The sequence below is a fragment of the Acinetobacter sp. YT-02 genome, assembly GCF_002412355.1.
GTDB lineage: Bacteria > Pseudomonadota > Gammaproteobacteria > Pseudomonadales > Moraxellaceae > Acinetobacter > Acinetobacter towneri.
This window is the reverse complement of the sequence record NZ_NOZT01000039.1, coordinates 15505-35906: the sequence shown is the minus strand read 5'-3', so window position 1 is coordinate 35906 and position 20402 is coordinate 15505. Positions and strand designations below refer to the sequence as shown.

Here is a 20402-nt window from a genome sequence, read left to right as displayed (position 1 = left end):
GCGTTGGGGGTGTTTTTTTATGTAGAAAAGAAAATATTAAAAACTATAAAAAGTGAAGGCAAAATAAAACCATCTGAGGATGGTTTTAAATAGTAAGCATATTTTCCAAATTTGATTAGACTTCACGTAGTTGTCGACGTGCATGTTTAAATGCTGTTCTTAAACCTTCTTCTAGTGTTGGATGGTAGAGCGGTTTATCTAAAATATCCTCAAGTGTGAGTTCTTCATCAATCATCCAAGCCAATAAGTGCGCCATGTGCTCAGCAGCATCCACAAATAATTCAGCACCTAATAACTTTTGACTTTTATTATTAATATAAACTTCAATCGCACCTTTATTTTTTCCCAGCACCAAAGCGCGACCTTGTTTTTCATAAGAAACAAAGCCTGTCGTAAATGCAATATTTTGCTCTTTCAGTTGTTTATAGTTTTGTCCTACAGATGCCATTTCAGGTGAGCTAAACACAATGCCCATGGGTGTTAATGTTTTTATATTTTCAATGTTTGGAAAGCTTAAACAATTATGCACGGCTGCACGCCCTTCATGTGCTGCTTCATGTTGAATGGGAGTATTCGTGTGTGCATCACCCACAATAAAAATAGCATGCTGTCCGAGTTGTTTGGTATGAGGATCAATTGGGAGTTGTTTGATGTTGTTGAAACTTGTATCAATATTTTCAAGATGAAGCTGATCTAAATAGCTGCGTCTACCCGTAGCAACCAATACATAATCGGCAGTTAAGCTTTGTATTTGTCCATTTTCTTGATATTCAATTTTCACGCCTTGTTCTGTTTTTTGTAGTTGTGTAGGCAAGGTTTCAAATTTGATATTCAATTCTCGACTGAGTGTATCTTGTGCAATGGTTTGTAGTTCTGGGCTGCGGAGTGAACCAACTTTACGACTACGGGCAAAAATAGTGGTATCTACCCCTAAGCGTTGCATAGCTTGAGCCAATTCGATTGCAATTACACCACTGCCAATGACGGCCAAAGATTGGGGTAAGTTCTCTAATTCAAAGATTTGATCTGATGTGATTAAGCGTTCGCCTAATTTTTCTTTCCATGCTTGCTCATAAGCAGGAGTAGAACCGACTGCAATAATAAAAGCTTTTGCCTGATATTGCTGTCCATTCACTTGAATTGTATGGGCATCTATAAAAGTCGCAAAGCCCGAAACTTTATGGGATGCTTCCCAACGATCTACATCTTTTTGTGTGGCACGGGTAAAACGATCACGTAATTGGCGTACGTGCATCATGATTTGGGATGTATCAATTTTTGCATTTACCGTGAGTGCAACTTCTTGTGCATGTTGTATGTCGTGCATGCGATTGGCACTAGAGATGAGAACTTTGCTGGGCATACAACCAACGCGGGCACAGGTGGTGTCCCATGGACCGTGATTGATGATGAGTAGGTTTTGGGTGTATTTAATCGCTTCTTTATAGGCGCTAATGCCTGCGGTGCCTGCACCAATAATAATGAGGTCGTACATTTGTGAGCTACTTCAGGTAATAAATAAATTCAGGCTAACACGAACAAAACATTTATCATGCTTTTATTTACATAAAGCAGTAACTATGGTTACATATCTGACAATATTAATTATGTATTTGATTAACTCGTAGTTTTAGAGGGATTTGGGGAATAACTCAATGAAAAAGAAAGAAATTAGTTTGAAATTTTCGGCTGTGGCTTTAGCGGTTCTATTGGCTAGCTGTGGTGGCGGTGGTTATTATGATAACAATGCTGCTGATACTGATAAAATTGAAGATAGTGAGACTGTTGAGCAAGCTGTTGTTGCGTCTGCATTAAAAATTGAATTAGACAAATTGTCTATGGCTGCGACAAATGGTCAACTTACTGTTACGGTTAGAGCCCTTGATGAAAACAAAGGGGGAGTACCAGATGCTAATATTACTTTAATGATTGTTGATTCAACGAATAATGTTAGTAATTTAAGTGTAGCTGTGCAAAAAACTAATGAATCTGGAAATGCTGTATATGTATTAGCGACTCCAAGTACGTCGACAACATTGACTGATTTGATTAAAAATGGTTTTAAAATTATAGCTAAAACAAATAACGGTGCATTAAGCCAAGAACAAACAATTTCTGTCACAGGTGCTGATACTAACAATGGTTCTGATACTACAAGTATTGTTCTGTTTGATGCGACTAAAACTTCACTCAATGTTCGAGGGGATCAAACAACAGTAACTTTAACGGCTGTTGATGCTAATGGAGCTACTTTATCTAATCAAGCTATATCATTAAAAGTCAAAAATTCGTCTCTAAATGGCGTCAAGTTCACACCAAATGCTACTCAAACAGATAGCAATGGGAAAATTACGTATACGCTATCTTTCAGTGAATCGCAAAGAGTGAAAGATTATAGTGCAGAGCAGTTCATCAAAGATGATTTAGTGCTAGAAGCTAATTTTGGTCAATCAACTCAAGTTTATACATATAAATTAGATGTAGTAAGCTCTACTGTTCCTAAGCCTGTTGGTGCTATTTCTGTTTTGTATAATCCAACAAAAATTGAAGACTCAGCATCAGGTGTTTACTATTACAAAAATATTTCTGTACATGTAACTGATGTTGATGGGAAACCTTTACCAAATCAAGATGTGGTAATGGGAGTTAATGCTTTAAGTTATAACAAAGGGAATTATAATTTTTTTGATACAGATCTTCCCCCAGATGGTAAGGTTGATAAGTATCTTCCTGATGTAATAACACAATGTTTTTCTCCAATTACAAAAGTAAACATTGATGGTAAGCAAATTGATCAATTACAGCCTGTGAAGCAAGGACAGACAGTTCAGGTTGTTTCTTTTATTAATGCAGAGGATCAACCCGCTACTGATAATAAATATACAACAGATGCAAATGGACGCTTTGATTTAAAAATTCAATATCCTAAAATTTATGCAGGATATTTAAATATTCAAATTCTTGCGAACTCGATTGTGAGTGGTAAATCAATAAATGGTTCTACTAGTCTTGGCTTAAGCTACTTAATCAGTGATGTAGATATTGAAAATGGTATTGCACCAAATTTGGAAAGTCCGTATGGAACATCGTTAAATTGTTCTGATGGGGAATAATAAAAAAAACAGCGCTTCGGCGCTGTTTTTTTATGGGGAATTTAATTTAAAAATTAGAGCGAAGTCCCCACAGTCGGGCGCACTTGCATCGAACTACACGCAGTGAGAACCAAGACACATATTACTGCCAATAAAATTTTATTCATGCAACAAACCTTGAGATTTTGCCTGATGAAATAACGTACTAGAACGAGCGCCACTACGACAAATCATCAGAATGGGTTTTGGAAGCTCATTATAATATTTAGCGAATTCAAGAATGTCTGTTTGAGAAATTTTACCGCTGTTGACAGGTTGATAAATCACACTGATCTGGGATTTTTCCGCGATATTGCGTAATTCACTCACCTTGACTGCATTACCCATCTCTTGATCAGGGCGGTTCACAATCACAGATTTAAAACCTTGCCGCATCAACTGTGAAAATTTGGCAGCATTCATCTGACCTGCAACACTGACTTTGGTATTTAAAGTCTGAACATCGTTTTGAGCGTGACTCAGCGGGATACTGCTACAGATCAGAATACAGCAAAATACATACTTGAGGATGGGTTTAGTCATCCAACAAATCCATTTGTTTTGCCAACTGGAATAAGTTGTTTGAGCGGTTACCCGTACGGCAGAACATCAACACAGGTTTTGGCAATTCGTTATAGTGATTGGCAAAAGTACGCACATCGACTTCAGTAATTTGACCAGACACCACAGGTTGATAGACATAATCTAAGCCTGCTGCACGTGCAGCTTCTTCAATTTGCGCACTGGTTGGTTGCTCAGCACCACCTTCCATATCTGGGCGGTTATTAATAATTGACTTAAAGCCTTTCTCTACAACTTGGCTCACATGTTCAGGACCAATTTGACCCGCAAAACCGACTTGTTCAGACATGGGAATACTCCATCATTTTATTCATGACAATATGCTTTATGATAGCATTAAGCAGATTCAAGAGCAGAATGTTCTGAAATATTTATAACGACGATAACGATAAAATAACGCAATGGAGCGCTTATGCATTCCTATACGGTCGAGCCTTTATATGTCAAAAGTGATCACGAGGTGATTGCTGCAGACTTTTATCGCCCTAAATCTATAGAAAAACCCGCGGTAATTCTGATGGCGCATGGTCTGGCGGCCTTGCGTCATTTTAAATTGGTGCAATACGCACAATATTTTGCTCAGGCAGGCTATGCCGTGGTGCTATTTGATTATCGTTATTGGGGCGGGAGTACGGGGCGTCCACGTGAGTTGGTATCCATAGAGGCGCAGTTAGATGACTGGCGCAGCATGATTTCACATATCGCGGAACGTAAGTCGATTGATGCCAAACGCATGATTCTGTGGGGAACTTCTCTGAGTGGCGGATATGTGCTGAGTTTGGCCTCACGCTTACACAATATTGCCGCGGTCATGGTACAAGTGCCTTTTGTAGATGGTGCGGAAAGTGCCAAGTTATATCCTTTGCAGCAACTTCCGAAAGCCCTAAAAATCTCCAGTCAGGACTATATGGGAGCAAAGGTGGGGATGTCGCCCAAAACGCTGGCAGTGGTGGCGCAAAAAGAACTGTGTTTTTTACCGACCACAGACAGTTATGCAGGTTATATGTCAATTGTGAACCCCGACCATTACTGGAGTGGAGAAATTCCTGCTCGGGTATTTTTTAATTTGATTCGTTATCGTCCCATTCAAGAAGTGCGGCAAATCAACATCCCTGTGTTATTTATTGCTGCACAGCGTGACAGCCTGATTCCAATTGAATCGAGTCGTGAAACGGCCACCAATATTGCGCCTTATGTGCAATATGAAGAGTGGGATATGCAACATTTCGATATTTATCATGGTGAATGGTTTAAAAAAGCCATTCAGACCCAATTAGAGTTTTTACAGCAACTGTTTGGAGTTCAGTAAATGATTATTGTATGCCCTGGATGTGGTGCAAAAAACCGTGTACCTGAAGATAAATTATCTGCCAATCCTGCATGTGGGCAGTGTCATCAAGCGCTGATTCCGCTTGCACCCATTGAATTGAATGAGCAAAATTTCAGTAATTTTATTCAAAATAGTGACTTACCTATTCTGATTGATCTTTGGGCGGACTGGTGTGGTCCTTGCAAGATGATGGCACCACATTTTGCAACAGTTGCCAAGCAAAATCCGCAGGTGGTGTTTGCCAAAATTGATACCGAGGCCAATCCACGCTTAAGCAGTGCATTCCATGTGCGCAGTATTCCAACACTGGTATTGATGAATAAAAGCAATGAAATTGCTAGAATAAGCGGCGCGCTACGAGCGACTGAATTACAACAGTGGTTGGATCAGCAACTCAACGCCCAGTCTTAATGCACTGTTCGTGCTAATTTAATGCAAATGTCCGGAGTGAACGTGTCAGATTCTCATGCAAAACCAGAGGGAGTGCTTTCCCTACAAACAATTGCCATGCCAGCAGATACCAACTGGAGTGGAGATGTCTTTGGAGGCTGGATCGTTTCACAGATGGATTTGGCTGGTGCGATTCATGCCGAGCGTTTTAGTAAAGGACGTTGTGCCACGATTTCCATTAACCAAATGACTTTTTTGGTGCCTGTAAAAGTGGGCGATGTGATCAGTTGCTACACCAAAATTTTGAAAGTGGGCAATACTTCAATTCAAATGCAAATTGAAGTGTGGGACAGCCATGATGATTCACGTGAAGCTGTGCGTGTTACCGAAGGGGTATTTACCTTTGTTGCGGTTGATGTCAAAGGCTCAAAACGTCAGATTCCTGAAGAAGCCAAACAGAAGTTTTTAGAAGCTCAGGCTAGTCAAGCATCATAATTATCAAGCTAATCAAACATCGTAATGAAAAAATCCCAGCACAGTAGCTGGGATTTTTTTATTGGAGAAGAAACAAGTATTAGGCTTATTTCTGCTTTAAATGTGATTTTGACACCCATGCCCACAACATTTCACACTGAATCGGGGCTTCGCCTGATTCATCAATCACACTGACATTGACCAGTGTTTCGCCTTTGTCGGTGCTGTGCATGAGTTGTTGCTGTTCTGGGCTGAGTGTGGCAATGGCTGTCATTGCACCTTGAGTTGGACGTTTAAAGTCCACTTTCAGGCTTTTAATCAGCACAATGGCACTATCAGGCACATTCATGGCAGTTACAAAACCTGTGGCAGTTTCAGCCAACAGCGCCATAGCACAGGCATGTACCTGTCCAATATGGTTTTGCATGGCTTTATGATTGGCAAGACTGACCACCACTTGCGATGGGGTTACTTCTTGATAGCGAATTTTCGCAGTGCCCACCATCGGCACGACACGACCAAAGGCTTGACTCAAAAGGCGGCTTTGAATGCCTTTCGGCAATTTTGATGTTGCTTTGACCAGTTTGTTTAAGCGATTGGTTGGTGTCATGACATCCCCAAATTAATCTTTAAAGTTGTTAAATTGCAGTGGCAGACCAAATTGTTGCTCTTTCAAGAACGCCATTACTTGTTGCAATGTGTCGCGTTTCTTGTCGGTCACACGAATTTTGTCACCCTGAATAGAAGATTGCACTTTAATGCCACTGTCTTTAATGGCTTTGTTAATTTTTTTTGCGGTATCTGAGTCAAGACCATCTTTAAGTTTGATCACTTGAATCACATTTTTACCTGATGCGGTCATTTTTTGTGGGTCAAGCGCCTGAATGTCGACTTTACGCTTATAGAAGTGATTTTCGAGCATGGTATACACTTGCTCACATTGGAAATCACTTTCAGTGGAGATTTTAATCTCTTTGTTTTTTTCATTGAGGTCGATAGAAACATCCTGACCACGAAAATCGAAACGAGTACCGATTTCTTTTTGTGTGTTTTGAACCGCATGATTCACTTCAAAAAGTTCTAATTCAGAAACAATATCGAAAGAAGGCATAATGAAGACCTTTGCAAATGGAAACAATATCTGAGATGCTAGGGATGTTTTCTTCATTTGCCAAGTGTTGTTTTACATCAAAGGAGTGCGCAATGATCCGTAAACAAGAAATTACAACATTTGAGTTCCCAGCTGACGCGATTATCTGGGATGTACGTGATGCAAGTGCTTATGCAGAAGCTCATGTTAAAGGTGCTGTGAATCAGCCAATTAACGATCTATCAGCAGAGAGTCTTACTCAGGTGTCGGCGGATCAACCCATTTACATTTTATGTGGTGGCGGAAGTAAAGCCCCACGTGCAGCGGAAAAACTAGAAGGTTTGGACAGCTCACGTGAATATGTGGTTTTAATGGGTGGTACACGTGCTGCGCGCGACGCAGGCATGCCTTTGGAACAAGGTCACTAAGTATCATCAATATGAAGAAAGCGCCGTAAGGCGCTTTTTTGTTGGGTATCGTTTTATTTCTATTTTCTCTAAGCGAGCGTTAGCTTGAAGGTGGAGGAGCTTTAAAATAAGGCTTCTTGGTTTTCACCTTTTTCTGAAAACGTGTAGCTGCCAGTTTTTGTACTAAGTTTTTAGGTACAGCGCAGGCTTCTGCTAAAACTTGTGCCGCCAGTATTTCACTGCACAACGGGGCAAATAAAAAGCCTTTAGAACCGAGTCCTGCAAAGCTGTAAATTTCCTGATCATCACGCATTTTGCCAAGTAGGGGAAAATAATCCTTACTTTGGGCGCGTAGCGAAGCGCGACCTTGCCAAGTATCTACGGGTGCTAAGTTTTCGGCATACGCAGGAAAGACACTGTGGATAAGTTCGTAGTTATGCACATGGTCTTCTGCCAAGACGTCACAATCTTCCCGATTTGGATAAAACGATGCACCTAAAATCAGTTGATCGGCATTGAGCTGCATGCAATAGCCGCCATAGCTATAGGCTTGTGATAATGGCAAAGCCTGATCTGTATTATTTACCCAGCTAACTTGCCCACGAATGGGTTTAAGCATAGGGTAATGCTCAAAAAAAGCACCGCTTTGCAGCGCTGCACAGACGATGACATGATCAAACACTCCAAGTTCAGTATCTAGGCTGTGTAAGATCAGTTGCTGTGCTGTCGTGGTGATTTGTTTAATTTGAGCTTGCTGAAACTGAATGTGCGGATGCGCAAGAATTTCATCACGCAGTTGATGTGGAGAAACTGCTCCTGCTTGCAATAAGCTTAAACTGGCAAAGTCGCTTTGTGGCGTAAGTTCGGTTGCACTCTGTGCTGCTAAAATACCTTTTGGGTATTGTGTGGCTAAATCCAGCAATTCATCGGCATGTTTAAGTGCCAGTTGATGAATCTGCAACGGACGAAATGCTTTGAATGCGGCATAGTGATTTAAAGCATGTTGCCATGCCAAAGTCATTAAATGATCAGCACTTTGATGAATTGGGCAAAGTTTTGGGTTTAAGAGTGCCAAAGGATTGCCAGAACCGCCTGCAAGTGGCGCTGTTTGGTCATAGAGCGTGACTTGATGCCCTCGTTGGGAAAATGCCCACGCACAGCTTAAACCCGCAATTCCTGCGCCTATGATCGCAATATGGCGCTGTTGGTTGCTTGTTGTGGTATTTGTTGTAATTTGAGTTTCGTTCTGATCGGATATTGGCTCTATTTCAGGCGCTTGCCAGATGGCTTTCAGCATTTCCCGTTTATGCCCAAAACCGCGTGGGCGGGTGATGTGAATACCGTGTTGTTTTAAGCCACGTTTGAGTACGCCTGCCACACTAAATGAAGCAAAAGTCGTGCCATAATCGGACAGTGCTACAATCGGGTTGAGCACGGTTTCCTGCCACATATCGGGGTTACAGGCGGGTGCAAAGCCATCTAAAAACCACGCATTGACAGGAGCAGTTTTAGCAATGACAGGAAAAACTTCCTGAGCATCGCCTAGCCATAAATCTAGGCTAAAGCGTTCATCTGGAAAGTTTAAACGATGACAGCCTGCAATAGCGGCAGGGTATTGCTGAATCAGCTGTTCAGACAGATGACTGAGTTCGGGCCAAGCCGCTAAGGCACGTATAAGATCGGCTTTGCAAAGTGGAAATTTTTCGACAGAAATTGCGTGTAAATGGCTGCGATTACTGGGACGTACCTGTTGCCATAATTGCCAGAGCGCTAAAATATTTAAGCCTGTACCAAAGCCTGTTTCGCCTACACAAAAATATTCAAAATCATTCAGCGCTGCTAAACGGATGGGTAAGTCATTGCCCTGTAAAAACACATGCCGTGTTTCTAATAAACCGTTGTCTTTAGAGAAATACACATCGCCAAATTGTTTGGAAATGGGCACATCAATACCATCGACCAGTTGCCAATCCAGCTCGGCAGTTTGAATAGGCTGAAACAAAACCAGAGTACCTTAAATCAAGAGGTGAATGCTCACCTTACCATTGGCGGCGACGTTTGGTATAGACATAGCTAGCAATTAAGAAGCCGAGCAATACGCCAACCGCGAGTGTTGCAGCACCGTATAAAAACATTTGCGCACTGCGTTCACTTTGCAGTACTTGAACTTGCACGCCTAAATTATCGTTTTTAAGTTGCAGTTCCTGATTCTGTGCCAAAGCATCGAGGTTTGCCTGTTCAAGTTGTTGCAAACGTGTGCTCTGATCTTTAATCAAGGCTTTGGTTTTAGCTTCCTGAAGGGCTTTATTTTTGGCAATTTGTTCTGCAGTCAGGGGCTTATCTTGTGCAGGAGTAACCCCATTGGCTGTTGCTACAGCTGCCGTGTTGGTCACAGCAGCAGGAGCAGGTGCAGTAGGTGTGGTTGTGGCTGGCTCAACTGCATATACAGGTGAACTGAGCAGAACAGCAACAACACTGGCAACAACGAAACGCATAGCGCTTATCCTTGAGGGAATGCTTTATTGAATGGCTTAACGTCAATGTGGCTATATACGCCTTCTTTTAAGAAAGGTTCATCTTGTAGCCAAGCATCGAGTGCTTCACGACTGTCAAAATCGACAATCATGGTGCTGCCATAAAAGCCTGCTTGCGGATTGTTTGGGTCTTTTGGCATTGCCCCCGCCACAATTAAGCGACCTTCGGCATCGAGTTGTTGCAAACGTGCAAGATGTGCAGGACGGGTCGCAAGACGTTTTTCCAGTGTACCTTCACGGTCAGTACAACTCAGAACAAATAAAGGCATAGTTACTCTCGAATATCGCAGATCAGAAATTATTCAGATGTTTTAAAGTATTTGCGCAATACAATAAACTGCACAATGATAAAGGAAAACATCACAATCATGTCACCAAAAGCAGTGAATTCGCCCCAATATTTTCCGTCCATAAATAAAAATGCAAAAAATACGTGTAGGAAAGACATGACTGCAAACATGGCTGCCCAAGTATAATTCAGGTTTTTCCAGCCAGCTTCGGTCAAGTTGAACACAGGCCCAAATAAGCGTTGAATCAGTGGTTTACGGTCTTTGCTGAACCATGGTGATAGCAAAAAAGCACCTGCAAATACAATGTTTAAAATGGCAGCTTTCAGGCGAATATAAAAGTCATCGCTTAACATTAAAGTAACGCCACCAAAAATTACGGTCATAAACAGCACAATCCACTGTTGTTTATCTAAACGGAATTTTTGCATGATGAACAATGCGCCGTACACCACTAACATCGAGATGATCAGACCTGTGGTGGCCACCAAAATATGGTTGTTATCGACACCGCCTGCAGAGCCGATCAGTTGTAGTAATTGATGATTAGTATCTTTTGGATCTACAGTTTTGTATAAATAAAAGAAAATAATGAGGGGCACAAAGTCTAAAAGTGCTTTCATGTTAGAGTATCTAAATCTGATCAAATAAATGACATAGTATAAGTGATGCACGGCGTAGATTTACATACACACAGTAATATTTCTGATGGAACTTTGTCACCTGCAGAATTGGTGTCTGCGGCAATTCAGCAGGGCATTCATACCTTGGCATTGACTGATCATGACACAATGGATGGGCTGGCTTTGGCAGAGCAAGCGGCTCAGGGGCAAGATTTAAAGATTATTTCGGGAGTGGAAATTTCCAGTCAATGGTCACGTCCTGCCACTAAAAAAAGCTATAGCGTGCATGTGGTGGCGCTAAACATGCAAAATCCTGCACCTTTACAGGCGCTGCTGGAACAGCAAAAACAAATTCGTGCAGAACGTGCCAAACAAATTTGTGATTTACTCACTCCGCTGATCGGACAAGATATTTATAACGATGTGCTTCTTAAAGTTGATGGCGTAGCAGATCGGATTACTCGCACACACATTGCCAAAACTTTACAGGAAAAAGGCATTGTAACGCGTGTGCAGCAAGCATTTGATAAATACATCAAAGAAGGCAAAAAGGCTTATGTGAAATTTGATGGCTTGAGTTTGGAAGATACGATTCGGGTGATTCACGACAGTCAGGGTTTTGCCGTGTTGGCGCATCCAACCCGTTATGATTTATCTGCGACCAATATTCGTTATTTAATTGAAATTTTTGCCAAATATGGGGGTGATGCAGTGGAATTGCCGCCTAATATTGACCCTGCATCGACCCGTCAAATGGTGGATCGCATGATTGCTGAACATGGTCTAAAAGTATCTGTCGGCAGTGATTTTCATGGTGAAAATATGCCGTGGATTAAATTGGGCAATATTCCGCGGGTGAAAGATGGTCAAATTGGGATTTGGGAGAGTTTTGTTGAGTAACTCCCTCATCCCAACCTTCTCATATAAGCAGATGTGATATCCATTATTAAAATTTAGAAAGGATAAAAACTCCTTCTCCCTCTGGGAGAAGGTTGGGAAGAGGGTCTAAAGCAAATTATTGTCCTGTGCCTGAATTGGTGGTGGCGTTGGTTTACCCAACGTACCCAATAATTCAATTTCAATGGTTCTTACCATGGCATCTAAAGGTAAGTCATTGCTTTGCGTGCCAAAAGGTTCTTCAATTTCAGAACTGAGCGCATCCAGACCTAAAAAAGTATAAGCCAAAATACCCACCAAAAGTGGTGTCGCCAATCCGAGCGTAGACCCTAAACTAAACGGCAGCATAAAACAGAAAAAGTACACGGTACGGTTGAGCAAGACTGAATAAGCAAAAGGCAATGGCGTGGTGGCAATACGGTCACAGCCTGTTTGCACCAAACTGAGTTCGGTCACATGCTGATTCATCTGCGTGTAAATAATATCGGAAATTTCACCTTCTTTTAGCGCTTGCATTAACTCCCATTGAATCAAACTGAGCGTATATTGTGGCGCATTGGCTTGTTGATACAGTTGGGTAATGGCTTGCTGACTCATGCCGCTGGTTTGAATCAATTCAGTTGGATTGGCGGTTTGTTGGCGCAAGCGGTCACGTAAGACGTTGGCAAATACAATGACGTGTTGAATAACCCGCTCGCGTCGCCCTTGACTCAACATACGGCAGTTGCGGTCAAAGTGGCGTGCATTGGCAATTAGCATGCCCCAGAGTTTGCGCGCTTCCCACCAACGGTCATAACAGGCACTATTTTTAAAACCCAAAAAGATGGAGAGCACCACGCCAATTAAAGTAAAACCAACCAAAGGCAATTCTGGAAAATGAAAATAGCCAATATAAGATAAACCACCAATAATGGCGGAGAGCAGCATCACCACCCCCAAAGGTGGTAAAATTTTAGGTAAAATCGTGCCTCGCCAAGAAAACAACAAATTAAATACGCTTGGTTGATTGACTATCATTTTATTAGAATCATCACAATTTTTTGATGATCTTCTGTGCTTGAGCGAGCTTTGTCAATATACAAATTTTAAGTGTGCTCAAATTTAAGCAGTTGATGTTCGGCAAAGGAAAAATTACCTTCACTTGAGATGATGCAGTGATCAATCAAACGCAGCTCTAGCAACTGACAGGCTTGCTGAATCTGCTGCGTCAGGATTAAATCTGCAGGTGAAGGTTGTGGCAATCCGAAAGGATGATTGTGTGCAATCACAATCGCCGTAGCGTGTTGGCTAATTGCAAAACGCAGCAATTGATTAATAGAAATTTCACACGAATTCACTGCGCCATAAAATAACTTTTTAAAGCTGATTTTGCGTAAACAGGCATCTAGACAAAGTACCGCAAACACTTCTTGGGTTTCGCCCAAAAGTTCAAAACGCAAATACTCCATCAAACGTTTGGAGTTGCTAAGCTCTAGCGCATCTTGTTTTAAATGTTCAGCCACATAACGCCGTCCGAGTTCTTTAACTGCCATGAGCTGTGAATATTTACTGTTACCCATGCCGTGAAATTGACACAACTCGGCAATGGGTGCATCGAGTAAAGTAGTGAGATTGCCAAAATGCTGAATTAGCAATCGTGCCAACTCCACCGCAGAATGTTGTTGCGAGCCTGAGCGCAGGAAAATAGCCAGTAGTTCGGCATCGGACAAACTTGCAGCACCATTTTGAATCAGACGCTCACGTGGCCGTTCTTGTTCAGGCCAATGTTTAATAGATAAATGCATTGTTATTTGACTTTTTTATTCTAAATTTGAAACTTAAATCCCAACAGATCTCTTGGGAATGACATTATTTAATGCTATTGTGAGCGCCACTGCAACAAAAAGGTGGCTTATTTGTGAGCTTCGATTTAAGCGTCCTCCCTCATAAAAACATTATTTTAGCTGTGACAGGCGGCATTGCGGCCTATAAAAGTGCGATTTTAGTGCGTCGTTTAAAGGATGCGGGGTTTAGTGTTCGCGTGGTCATGACCAAGGGGGCACAAGCTTTTATTACACCGCTGACCTTTCAAGCACTGTCAGGCAATCCAGTACATACCGAATTATTAGATACCGAAGCCGAAGCAGGCATGGGGCATATTGAATTGGCACGGTGGGCCGATTTAATTTTGGTTGCGCCCGCCAGTTGCGACACCTTAGCCAAATTTGCTGCAGGTCTGGCCGATGATTTGCTCAGTACTTTATATTTAGCCACCACTGCACCAGTTTGGGTTGCACCTGCCATGAATCAGCAAATGTGGGCAGCCAAAGCCACACAGCGTAACTTAACCACTTTGGTGGAAGATGGCGTGCATGTAATTATGCCCGATGCGGGCGAACAAGCCTGTGGAGATGTTGGTTTAGGGCGTATGCCAGAACCTGAAGATTTGGCGCATCAGGTGACGCAGTATTTTCATCAGGCACAGCGTGCTTTGGTGGAAAAATTTGGCATGTTGGCAGGCAAAAATGTCACCATTACAGCAGGCCCAACCCGCGAAGCTTTAGACCCTGTGCGTTATATTTCTAACCATAGTACAGGCAAAATGGGTTTTTCTTTGGCTGCAGCCTGTTATGCAGCAGGGGCAAAAGTCACGCTTATTGCAGGCCCAGTTAGTTTAGATACGCCAAATGGGGTACAGCGAATTAATGTGTCTTCTGCAATTCAAATGCTAGATACCAGTTTGCAGATGCTTGAACAAGGCTGTGATATTTTCATCGCTACAGCCGCGGTGGCAGATTACCGCGTGGCAGAAATTGCGGAACACAAAATTAAAAAATTAGGCGATGAGCTGAATGTGGCGTTGGTCAAAAACCCTGATATTGTTGCGACCATTGCGCAACAGGAAAAACGTCCGTTTATGGTTGGCTTTGCTGCAGAAACCCGCAATGTAGAAGAGTATGCAGCAGGCAAGTTGGTGGCGAAAAAACTGGATATGATTGCCTGCAATGACGTTTCCCGTGCCGATATTGGTTTTGCTTCCGATGAAAATGCCATGACGGTATTTTTTGCCGAAAGCTACCGTATGGAAAAACGCGATTTGGAAAAAGCCTCGAAACAGGAAATTGCGCAGCAATTGGTCGAAGCGATACACGATGCCTTGTATCGAGATCCATCTCAGGATGATGATTTTTAATTTTGATCGTCCATCAGCAAACGGATGACATAAAAAACCGCTGAAATTTCAGCAGTTTTTTATATCCAATCGCGAATTAAGCTTGACCTTCAGCTGCAGCGGCTTGAGCACGTTGCATATTGGCTTCAAACTCGGCATCGAAGTTGATTGGCGTTAACAATAATTGTGGGAAGCTGCCTTTGGTAACCATATCATTCACTGCTTCACGCAAGAATGGGAACAAAATGTTCGGGCAGTATGCGCCAAGAATGTACGGTAAACGCTCTTCTTCAACGCCATCAATCAGGAAAATACCAGCTTGGGTAACATCAACAATAAATGCAGTATCGCCGGCGTTGTTGGCTTGAACCACAACTTTTAATGCTACTTCAAAGTGGGTTGGATCAATTTTTTCTGCAGAAGATGACAGGTTGATGTTCAATTCAGGCTGCCATTCTTTGGTAAATACTTGTGCCCCAGGAACTTCAAAAGAAATGTCTTTGGTATAAATACGCTCTAATGCCAATTGTGGTTGAGCTTGTTGTTCTTCACTCATGTTAAATCCTTAAGAGTTGGTTATCGTGTTATGTTTATGCCAATAATTGATCAAGCTTGCCTTCGCGATCTAACGCATATAATTGGTCAAAGCCGCCAATAAATTGGTCATTGATGAAAATTTGTGGAACGGTACGATGATTGGTACGTTGCATTAATTCAACACGTACTTCAGGCGCTTCATTCGACAAATTAATTTCTTTATAGGCAACGCCTTTACGCTCAAGGAGTTGTTTTGCACGAATGCAGTATGGACATACAGTCGTTGAATAAATAGTGACTTCAGCCATGATTGTTCTCCTTGCGAAAAATATTGGGTAAAACTATTTGCTTTTTACTAAAGGTAAACCTTGTGCTTTCCAGTTGCTAATACCGCCATCTAAACGATAGGCATCGGTATGTGCGACCTGTTGTAAAGCACTGCCTGCAACCTGACCCAAGTTACAGATAAAGACCAATGGACGATCTGAGGTTTTTAACTCTTCAACATGCTTGGTAATTTGGCTATAGGGAATATTGCGGCTACCACTGATATGACCTTCACGAAAATCTTTGGCATCACGTAAATCAATCAACATGGCATTTTTAGCTTTGACTAAAATACCCAAAGATTGTGGGGAAATTTTGCGACCATTGCGTTGACCTTCTAACACAAAGAACAACACTACCAATACAGCCAGCGTCCCAAATAAGAAGGGATGATTCCCCATAAATTCGAACCAACGTTCCACAAGTCACCTAATTACAATGTCAAAATTGTTCAAGAGTATAGCGTATAAATATGGCGATCAAAAACACCGCTTCAAGGGCAGCGCCATAATAAAATTAATTTTTTTGTTGCGCTTCGGCAATTTCATCACACAGTCTTAAATAACTGTCTAAACGACGCGATAATATTTCACCTTCTGCAGCAGCCAGTCGCAGCGCACATTGCTTTTCATGTTTATGGGTACAGTTGCGGAATTGGCAATGCCCCAGCAGGTTTTCAATTTCAGGAAAACCATTTTGAATTTTATCTTGGCTTAAGTGCCATAAACCAAATTCACGAATCCCCGGTGAGTCAATTAAGGCTGCACCATCTCCAAAGCCAATTAAGCGGGTAGAGGTTGTGGTGTGTTGTCCAAGTGCTGAGTTTTCTGAAATGATATTGGTCTTTTGCGCCGCTTCAGGCACGATGGCATTAATCAGCGAGCTTTTCCCCACACCCGATTGTCCAACAAAAGCCACCGTTTCACCTGCCAAACGTGCCGCCAAATGCTCTAAATTCGCATCGGACTGGGTTTGCATGACTTCATACCCCAAGTCTTGATATTCCTTAAGCAAGTCTAAAATCGGGTCGTTTTCTTTGAGCAAATCAGATTTGTTTAAGACCAATAAGGCGGGAATATCGGCATCGGCACAAGCAACCAAATAGCGGTCAATCAAGCCCGGTGCAGGTTCAGGCAAAGGCGCAAAAACAATCACAATCAAACTGATATTGGCGGCAACAGGTTTAACTTTGTGATAACGATCAGGTCGGGTCAATAAAGATTGGCGTGGATGAATCGCGGTAATAATCCCTAAACCTGTATTCGGATCGGCTTGCCATTTGACCCGATCTCCCGTCACCAATAATTCTAAATTGGTGCGAGTATGACAACGCCAAATGCTGCCTATTTCGATAGGTTTCCAAAACGGTTCAGGCTCACCTGCGTGCACCACAGGTTTTTCAGGATGAATTTCAGGAACAGATAAAGCCTGCACTTCTAATTGACGACCATAGTGTTGTACCACCAAGCCTTCTAAATCATGTGAAGTGTCAATGTCTGCCTGACGTGACTTGTGTTGTTTTTCAATTCGACGTTGCTGTTGTTCAGTCAATCGACGCTTACGAATTAAAGCCATTCATATCCTAAAAAACCATGAACTCAGGATGGCAAAAATAGCATGAAGCGGGGGCACAGTTACAGCCAAGAAGCAAGAAATTTGCTACTATGTTGTTTTTAAGCCGAATAAGATTGCACATTTATGAGCAGCACGCCTGATACTCGCCTCATTTGGATTGATTTGGAAATGACAGGTTTAGATACCGATAACGACCAAATTATTGAAGTGGCTACCATTGTGACCGATGATCATTTAAATATTTTGGCAGAAGGTCCTGTGCTGGCTGTGCATCAACCTGATCGTATTTTAAATGCCATGGATGAGTGGAATACACGTCAGCATGGACAATCGGGCTTAATTGAGCGTGTGCGTCGCAGCAAACTCACTGCGCAGGATGCAGAACAGCAAACTATTGAGTTTCTGAAAAAATGGGTTAATCCTAAAACATCGCCAATGTGTGGCAACTCAATTTGCCAAGACCGCCGTTTTTTACACCGTTTAATGCCTGAATTGGAACAGTACTTCCATTATCGTAATTTGGATGTTTCATCAGTGAAAGAGTTGGCAAAGCGCTGGCGTCCAGAAATTATGAGCGGTTTGAAAAAGAATGCGTCGCATTTGGCGATGGATGATATTCGTGATTCGATTGCCGAGCTGAAATATTATCGCCAATACTTTTTTATTATGAATCAGGACTAAAACCTTTTTCTGCGTAGGAGATGGAGCTGTAACAGCGATCTCTTACGCTTAAACTGTGTTGGTCACTCATAAATAAGAAATAATAAGATATGACGCAGCATTGCCTTATGCCTTACTTTATATAAAGATATTAGAGGCAAGTTTGTATAAAGCTAAGCAATGCTTAGGTGTTCATTGGTTAAAAGCCAAGCAAAACCAAAAGCTTTATTTTCCTGCCTGCCAAAATGCTTCTCCTGCCTGAATTGGATCACCTGTTTGCGCCAAAGTCTCAAGCCAGACATCATATTGCGCGATGATTGGATGTTGGCTAGGGTGAAAGTCAGGTTTAAACCAATCACGATATTGTGATTGCATTTTGCGTAATTTCCCTTGTTTGCCAAACAGCCATTGCAAGCCACGTACATTCATTTTAAGGCGCTGGGTACGATTAAACCCATCGCATTTCAGCATGACATTGGCGCGGTACAGGGTAAATCCGAACATTAAACCTGTGGTGAGTACCAATGCCATTTTTCGGGTCACTTCAGGCATATTGCCTACCTGCTGCATTACATCAAACGCCACATCACGATGTTCCATTTCTTCAATCGCATGCCATGCAAATAAGGCGCGGACATACGGATGTGCATCTTGTAACGTTTCTTTTTCGCCATAAAAAGTTTCTGCCATGAGTGCAGTTAAATGTTCTGCAGCCGCTGTCATGGCGATATTGTATTGGGGCGAGCGATATTTGAGTTCAAACTTAAACACTTTGTTTAGACGCTGAATAAACTGATCTACAGGCATGCCTTGATCTTTCATAACCTGATTCATTTTGTCGTGTGCAATGCCGTGCTGAGCCTCTTGCCGAATAAAATCGGCAACACGCTGTTTTAAGTCAGGATCTTGAATTTGATCGCGGAACAAACGAACTGATTGAATGAAATAACGCTCGCCATCAGGAAAAGTCAGGCTTAAAGCGTCAAACATGCGGGTCAGAAACGGATCACCTGCAAACCAGTAACGCGGCACATCGGCTAATTTAAAATCGAGATTGCTGCGTACTATGGGCGCAACATGATATTGGACAAGTGCATTCATTTTATTTTATTTCACTCTGGTCAATCCTGTTTGCAGTATGTCGGGCTTTGGCAGATTTGTTTTGACAGTATTTGCCAGTTTTTATACATTAAACGACAAAAGAAAATGATGCATGTCAAAATGAGCAAGCAAATGAGCGAAATTCAAATTCCAAATGGCTATTATCAACTTTGGTTACGCTATTTATCTGCACAGGGCAGAGTTCCTGAGCAGCTTGGATTTTCGCCTGCACAATTGCAGCATTTACAGCATGTGTTGGCATTGCCTATGGATACCCAATCGTCTTATCAATTTTTTAATGAGATCATCCAACACAGTATTCAGTTTTTAGATTGTCCAACGCTTGTTTTTGAATTGGCGCGTTATATTCAGCCTGAACATTTTGGTGTGCTCGGCTATATGGCATCGCGTAGTAATAGTGTTGCAGAAGCCCTTCAATATATGATGCGTTTTAGTCGTTTGGTGGTAGATGGTACGGCAGCCGTACCGATGCGACTGGAACAACAACCAGATGCTTTATATTTATCATGGCCGTTGGTGGATGAAAAATACAGCTTGGTTCATGAAATGACTTTTGCCTGTATGACTCAATTGGCTATGCAAATTTTTGATTTTCAACACTCTCCGATACGGGAGATTCATTTTGCCCATGCACCGCGTATGGCGATGCTGCATTATGAAAAGTTTTATGGTTGTAAGGTTTTATTTAAGCAAGCGGAATATCAAATTGTTTTAAATTTAGAAAGCCTCAGTTTAAAACCACAGCAAGCCGATCCCTCTTTAATTCATTTACTCACCAAACAAGCTGAAGATGCGATTGCGTTAAAACCACAATTAGAAACCGTGCAGCAGCAAGTCCAAGAGCAGGTGGCGCATTATTTACGTTATGAACAGCAAGTGCCGAGCATTGAATGGGTGGCACAGCGTTTATTTCGTTCAGGGCGGACGTTACAGCGTCAGCTTAAACAGGAAGGTACGGGTTTTAAACAGATTCTGGAAATAGAACGGATGCAGCGCTGTGAAAACTTACTACAACAAAATGTGAGTCTAAGCGACATTGCACAGTTGTTGGGTTATTCAGACCAGTCGGCTTTGGCACGTGCTTATAAAGACTGCACAGGACAGACCTTGCTAAAACGTAAACAGCAATTGCAGCAAGCAGAGAATGATGCATTTTCTATACAGCAAGGTACGTTATAAATTGGATCAATTGGCTCATGATCATCAGGTCATTTTGCGCTAAGAGATTGAAAATAAGCTGTGTGTAGCCATGACCGAATCAGCTTTTGCAAGGTTGATAAAGCCT

General features: G+C 42.0%; 25 protein-coding genes. 9 read left to right on the top strand and 16 right to left on the bottom strand.

The annotated features are described in order from the left end of the window. Positions 1-115: 115 nt before the first annotated feature. A complete protein-coding gene (locus tag CF596_RS10550; RefSeq protein WP_096902420.1) occupies positions 116-1495 on the bottom strand; it encodes a dihydrolipoyl dehydrogenase in 1380 nt (459 codons plus the stop codon). A gap of 160 nt (positions 1496-1655) precedes the next feature. On the opposite strand from CF596_RS10550, the gene CF596_RS10545 reads away from it, so the two are divergent. After that, entirely contained in the window at positions 1656-3113 is a 1458-nt protein-coding gene (locus CF596_RS10545) for an Ig-like domain-containing protein (RefSeq protein WP_096902419.1), read from the top strand. 138 nt (positions 3114-3251) lie between these two features. On the opposite strand, the gene CF596_RS10540 is transcribed toward CF596_RS10545, so the two are convergent. After that, positions 3252-3674 carry a sulfur transferase domain-containing protein gene (locus tag CF596_RS10540; protein WP_096902418.1) on the bottom strand — a complete coding sequence of 141 codons (423 nt, stop codon included), beginning with the start codon at positions 3672-3674 and terminating at the stop codon, positions 3252-3254. Further along, a complete protein-coding gene (locus tag CF596_RS10535) occupies positions 3667-4002 on the bottom strand; it encodes a TIGR01244 family sulfur transferase (RefSeq protein ID WP_096902417.1) in 336 nt (111 codons plus the stop codon). Before CF596_RS10535 ends, CF596_RS10540 begins: the two co-directional genes overlap by 8 nt. Positions 4003-4125: 123 nt before the next feature. Here CF596_RS10535 and CF596_RS10530 point away from each other — a divergent pair, with 123 nt between their 5' ends. From CF596_RS10530 to CF596_RS10520, 3 genes are read left to right on the top strand one after another with little or no spacing between them, the layout of a single operon-like run. After that, positions 4126-5022, top strand: coding sequence for an alpha/beta fold hydrolase (locus tag CF596_RS10530; protein WP_096902416.1), 897 nt, complete (start codon positions 4126-4128; stop codon positions 5020-5022). Next, the gene (gene trxC, locus CF596_RS10525; RefSeq protein ID WP_070153832.1) at positions 5023-5454 is read left to right on the top strand and encodes a thioredoxin TrxC; all 432 of its coding nucleotides are present in this window, start codon (positions 5023-5025) and stop codon (positions 5452-5454) included. Between the two features lie 42 nt (positions 5455-5496). Then, positions 5497-5928: an acyl-CoA thioesterase gene (locus CF596_RS10520; protein ID WP_004976232.1), complete on the top strand. Its 432-nt coding sequence runs from the start codon at positions 5497-5499 to the stop codon at positions 5926-5928. Positions 5929-6013: 85 nt separating this feature from the next. Here the strand turns inward: CF596_RS10520 and CF596_RS10515 are convergent, their stop codons facing one another. Continuing rightward, positions 6014-6517, bottom strand: coding sequence for a DUF4442 domain-containing protein (locus CF596_RS10515; RefSeq protein WP_096902415.1), 504 nt, complete (start codon positions 6515-6517; stop codon positions 6014-6016). A gap of 12 nt (positions 6518-6529) precedes the next feature. Next, complete coding sequence (locus CF596_RS10510) at positions 6530-7018, bottom strand: YajQ family cyclic di-GMP-binding protein (RefSeq protein WP_004976234.1); 489 nt, start codon at positions 7016-7018, stop codon at positions 6530-6532. 92 nt (positions 7019-7110) lie between these two features. Here CF596_RS10510 and CF596_RS10505 point away from each other — a divergent pair, with 92 nt between their 5' ends. After that, entirely contained in the window at positions 7111-7425 is a 315-nt protein-coding gene (locus tag CF596_RS10505; protein ID WP_004976235.1) for a rhodanese-like domain-containing protein, read from the top strand. A 79-nt stretch (positions 7426-7504) separates the two neighbouring features. On the opposite strand, the gene mnmC is transcribed toward CF596_RS10505, so the two are convergent. From mnmC to CF596_RS10485, 4 genes are read right to left on the bottom strand one after another with little or no spacing between them, the layout of a single operon-like run. After that, positions 7505-9406 (bottom strand): FAD-dependent 5-carboxymethylaminomethyl-2-thiouridine(34) oxidoreductase MnmC, encoded by a 1902-nt coding sequence (gene mnmC / locus CF596_RS10500; protein ID WP_096902414.1) that lies wholly within the window; start codon positions 9404-9406, stop codon positions 7505-7507. A gap of 37 nt (positions 9407-9443) precedes the next feature. Beyond that, a complete protein-coding gene (locus CF596_RS10495; protein WP_004976237.1) occupies positions 9444-9899 on the bottom strand; it encodes a hypothetical protein in 456 nt (151 codons plus the stop codon). Between the two features lie 5 nt (positions 9900-9904). Then, entirely contained in the window at positions 9905-10207 is a 303-nt protein-coding gene (locus CF596_RS10490) for a YciI family protein (protein WP_096902413.1), read from the bottom strand. 29 nt (positions 10208-10236) lie between these two features. Continuing rightward, positions 10237-10848 carry a septation protein IspZ gene (locus CF596_RS10485; protein ID WP_004976239.1) on the bottom strand — a complete coding sequence of 204 codons (612 nt, stop codon included), beginning with the start codon at positions 10846-10848 and terminating at the stop codon, positions 10237-10239. Positions 10849-10893: 45 nt separating this feature from the next. Here CF596_RS10485 and CF596_RS10480 point away from each other — a divergent pair, with 45 nt between their 5' ends. Continuing rightward, on the top strand, positions 10894-11748 hold the full coding sequence (locus tag CF596_RS10480; protein WP_096902412.1) for a PHP domain-containing protein: 855 nt from the start codon (positions 10894-10896) through the stop codon (positions 11746-11748). 105 nt (positions 11749-11853) lie between these two features. Here the strand turns inward: CF596_RS10480 and CF596_RS10475 are convergent, their stop codons facing one another. Continuing rightward, positions 11854-12762 carry a bestrophin family protein gene (locus CF596_RS10475; protein ID WP_096902411.1) on the bottom strand — a complete coding sequence of 303 codons (909 nt, stop codon included), beginning with the start codon at positions 12760-12762 and terminating at the stop codon, positions 11854-11856. Positions 12763-12830: 68 nt separating this feature from the next. Beyond that, entirely contained in the window at positions 12831-13529 is a 699-nt protein-coding gene (gene radC, locus CF596_RS10470) for a DNA repair protein RadC (RefSeq protein WP_096902410.1), read from the bottom strand. A gap of 113 nt (positions 13530-13642) precedes the next feature. Between radC and coaBC the strand changes: the two genes are divergently transcribed. Then, complete coding sequence (gene coaBC / locus CF596_RS10465) at positions 13643-14917, top strand: bifunctional phosphopantothenoylcysteine decarboxylase/phosphopantothenate--cysteine ligase CoaBC (protein ID WP_004976244.1); 1275 nt, start codon at positions 13643-13645, stop codon at positions 14915-14917. A 76-nt stretch (positions 14918-14993) separates the two neighbouring features. Here the strand turns inward: coaBC and secB are convergent, their stop codons facing one another. The 4 genes from secB to rsgA all read right to left on the bottom strand — a co-directional run bounded on the left by secB (position 14994) and on the right by rsgA (position 17335). Continuing rightward, positions 14994-15452: a protein-export chaperone SecB gene (gene secB, locus CF596_RS10460; RefSeq protein ID WP_004976246.1), complete on the bottom strand. Its 459-nt coding sequence runs from the start codon at positions 15450-15452 to the stop codon at positions 14994-14996. A 34-nt stretch (positions 15453-15486) separates the two neighbouring features. Continuing rightward, complete coding sequence (grxC, locus tag CF596_RS10455; protein WP_162164696.1) at positions 15487-15744, bottom strand: glutaredoxin 3; 258 nt, start codon at positions 15742-15744, stop codon at positions 15487-15489. Between the two features lie 30 nt (positions 15745-15774). After that, the gene (locus tag CF596_RS10450) at positions 15775-16182 is read right to left on the bottom strand and encodes a rhodanese-like domain-containing protein (protein ID WP_004976250.1); all 408 of its coding nucleotides are present in this window, start codon (positions 16180-16182) and stop codon (positions 15775-15777) included. A 94-nt stretch (positions 16183-16276) separates the two neighbouring features. Beyond that, on the bottom strand, positions 16277-17335 hold the full coding sequence (gene rsgA, locus CF596_RS10445; RefSeq protein ID WP_096902409.1) for a small ribosomal subunit biogenesis GTPase RsgA: 1059 nt from the start codon (positions 17333-17335) through the stop codon (positions 16277-16279). Between the two features lie 123 nt (positions 17336-17458). On the opposite strand from rsgA, the gene orn reads away from it, so the two are divergent. Continuing rightward, on the top strand, positions 17459-18016 hold the full coding sequence (gene orn / locus CF596_RS10440) for an oligoribonuclease (protein ID WP_004976254.1): 558 nt from the start codon (positions 17459-17461) through the stop codon (positions 18014-18016). Positions 18017-18220: 204 nt separating this feature from the next. Here orn and CF596_RS10435 read toward each other — a convergent pair whose 3' ends face one another. Then, positions 18221-19096, bottom strand: a complete 876-nt coding sequence (locus CF596_RS10435; RefSeq protein WP_096902408.1) for a metal-dependent hydrolase — start codon at positions 19094-19096, stop codon at positions 18221-18223. Positions 19097-19228: 132 nt separating this feature from the next. On the opposite strand from CF596_RS10435, the gene CF596_RS10430 reads away from it, so the two are divergent. After that, a complete protein-coding gene (locus CF596_RS10430) occupies positions 19229-20296 on the top strand; it encodes an AraC family transcriptional regulator (RefSeq protein WP_096902422.1) in 1068 nt (355 codons plus the stop codon). The last annotated feature ends 106 nt before the right edge of the window (positions 20297-20402 follow it).

Coding starts and splice junctions, on each gene's coding strand:
- CF596_RS10550 (WP_096902420.1), bottom strand. CDS start 1,495: ATGTACGACCTCATTATTATTGGTGCAGGCACCGCAGGCATTAGCGCC.
- CF596_RS10545 (WP_096902419.1), top strand. CDS start 1,656: ATGAAAAAGAAAGAAATTAGTTTGAAATTTTCGGCTGTGGCTTTAGCG.
- CF596_RS10540 (WP_096902418.1), bottom strand. CDS start 3,674: ATGACTAAACCCATCCTCAAGTATGTATTTTGCTGTATTCTGATCTGT.
- CF596_RS10535 (WP_096902417.1), bottom strand. CDS start 4,002: ATGTCTGAACAAGTCGGTTTTGCGGGTCAAATTGGTCCTGAACATGTG.
- CF596_RS10530 (WP_096902416.1), top strand. CDS start 4,126: ATGCATTCCTATACGGTCGAGCCTTTATATGTCAAAAGTGATCACGAG.
- trxC (WP_070153832.1), top strand. CDS start 5,023: ATGATTATTGTATGCCCTGGATGTGGTGCAAAAAACCGTGTACCTGAA.
- CF596_RS10515 (WP_096902415.1), bottom strand. CDS start 6,517: ATGACACCAACCAATCGCTTAAACAAACTGGTCAAAGCAACATCAAAA.
- CF596_RS10510 (WP_004976234.1), bottom strand. CDS start 7,018: ATGCCTTCTTTCGATATTGTTTCTGAATTAGAACTTTTTGAAGTGAAT.
- CF596_RS10505 (WP_004976235.1), top strand. CDS start 7,111: ATGATCCGTAAACAAGAAATTACAACATTTGAGTTCCCAGCTGACGCG.
- CF596_RS10495 (WP_004976237.1), bottom strand. CDS start 9,899: ATGCGTTTCGTTGTTGCCAGTGTTGTTGCTGTTCTGCTCAGTTCACCT.
- CF596_RS10490 (WP_096902413.1), bottom strand. CDS start 10,207: ATGCCTTTATTTGTTCTGAGTTGTACTGACCGTGAAGGTACACTGGAA.
- CF596_RS10485 (WP_004976239.1), bottom strand. CDS start 10,848: ATGAAAGCACTTTTAGACTTTGTGCCCCTCATTATTTTCTTTTATTTA.
- CF596_RS10480 (WP_096902412.1), top strand. CDS start 10,894: ATGCACGGCGTAGATTTACATACACACAGTAATATTTCTGATGGAACT.
- CF596_RS10475 (WP_096902411.1), bottom strand. CDS start 12,762: ATGATAGTCAATCAACCAAGCGTATTTAATTTGTTGTTTTCTTGGCGA.
- radC (WP_096902410.1), bottom strand. CDS start 13,529: ATGCATTTATCTATTAAACATTGGCCTGAACAAGAACGGCCACGTGAG.
- secB (WP_004976246.1), bottom strand. CDS start 15,452: ATGAGTGAAGAACAACAAGCTCAACCACAATTGGCATTAGAGCGTATT.
- rsgA (WP_096902409.1), bottom strand. CDS start 17,335: ATGGCTTTAATTCGTAAGCGTCGATTGACTGAACAACAGCAACGTCGA.
- orn (WP_004976254.1), top strand. CDS start 17,459: ATGAGCAGCACGCCTGATACTCGCCTCATTTGGATTGATTTGGAAATG.
- CF596_RS10435 (WP_096902408.1), bottom strand. CDS start 19,096: ATGAATGCACTTGTCCAATATCATGTTGCGCCCATAGTACGCAGCAAT.
- CF596_RS10430 (WP_096902422.1), top strand. CDS start 19,229: ATGAGCGAAATTCAAATTCCAAATGGCTATTATCAACTTTGGTTACGC.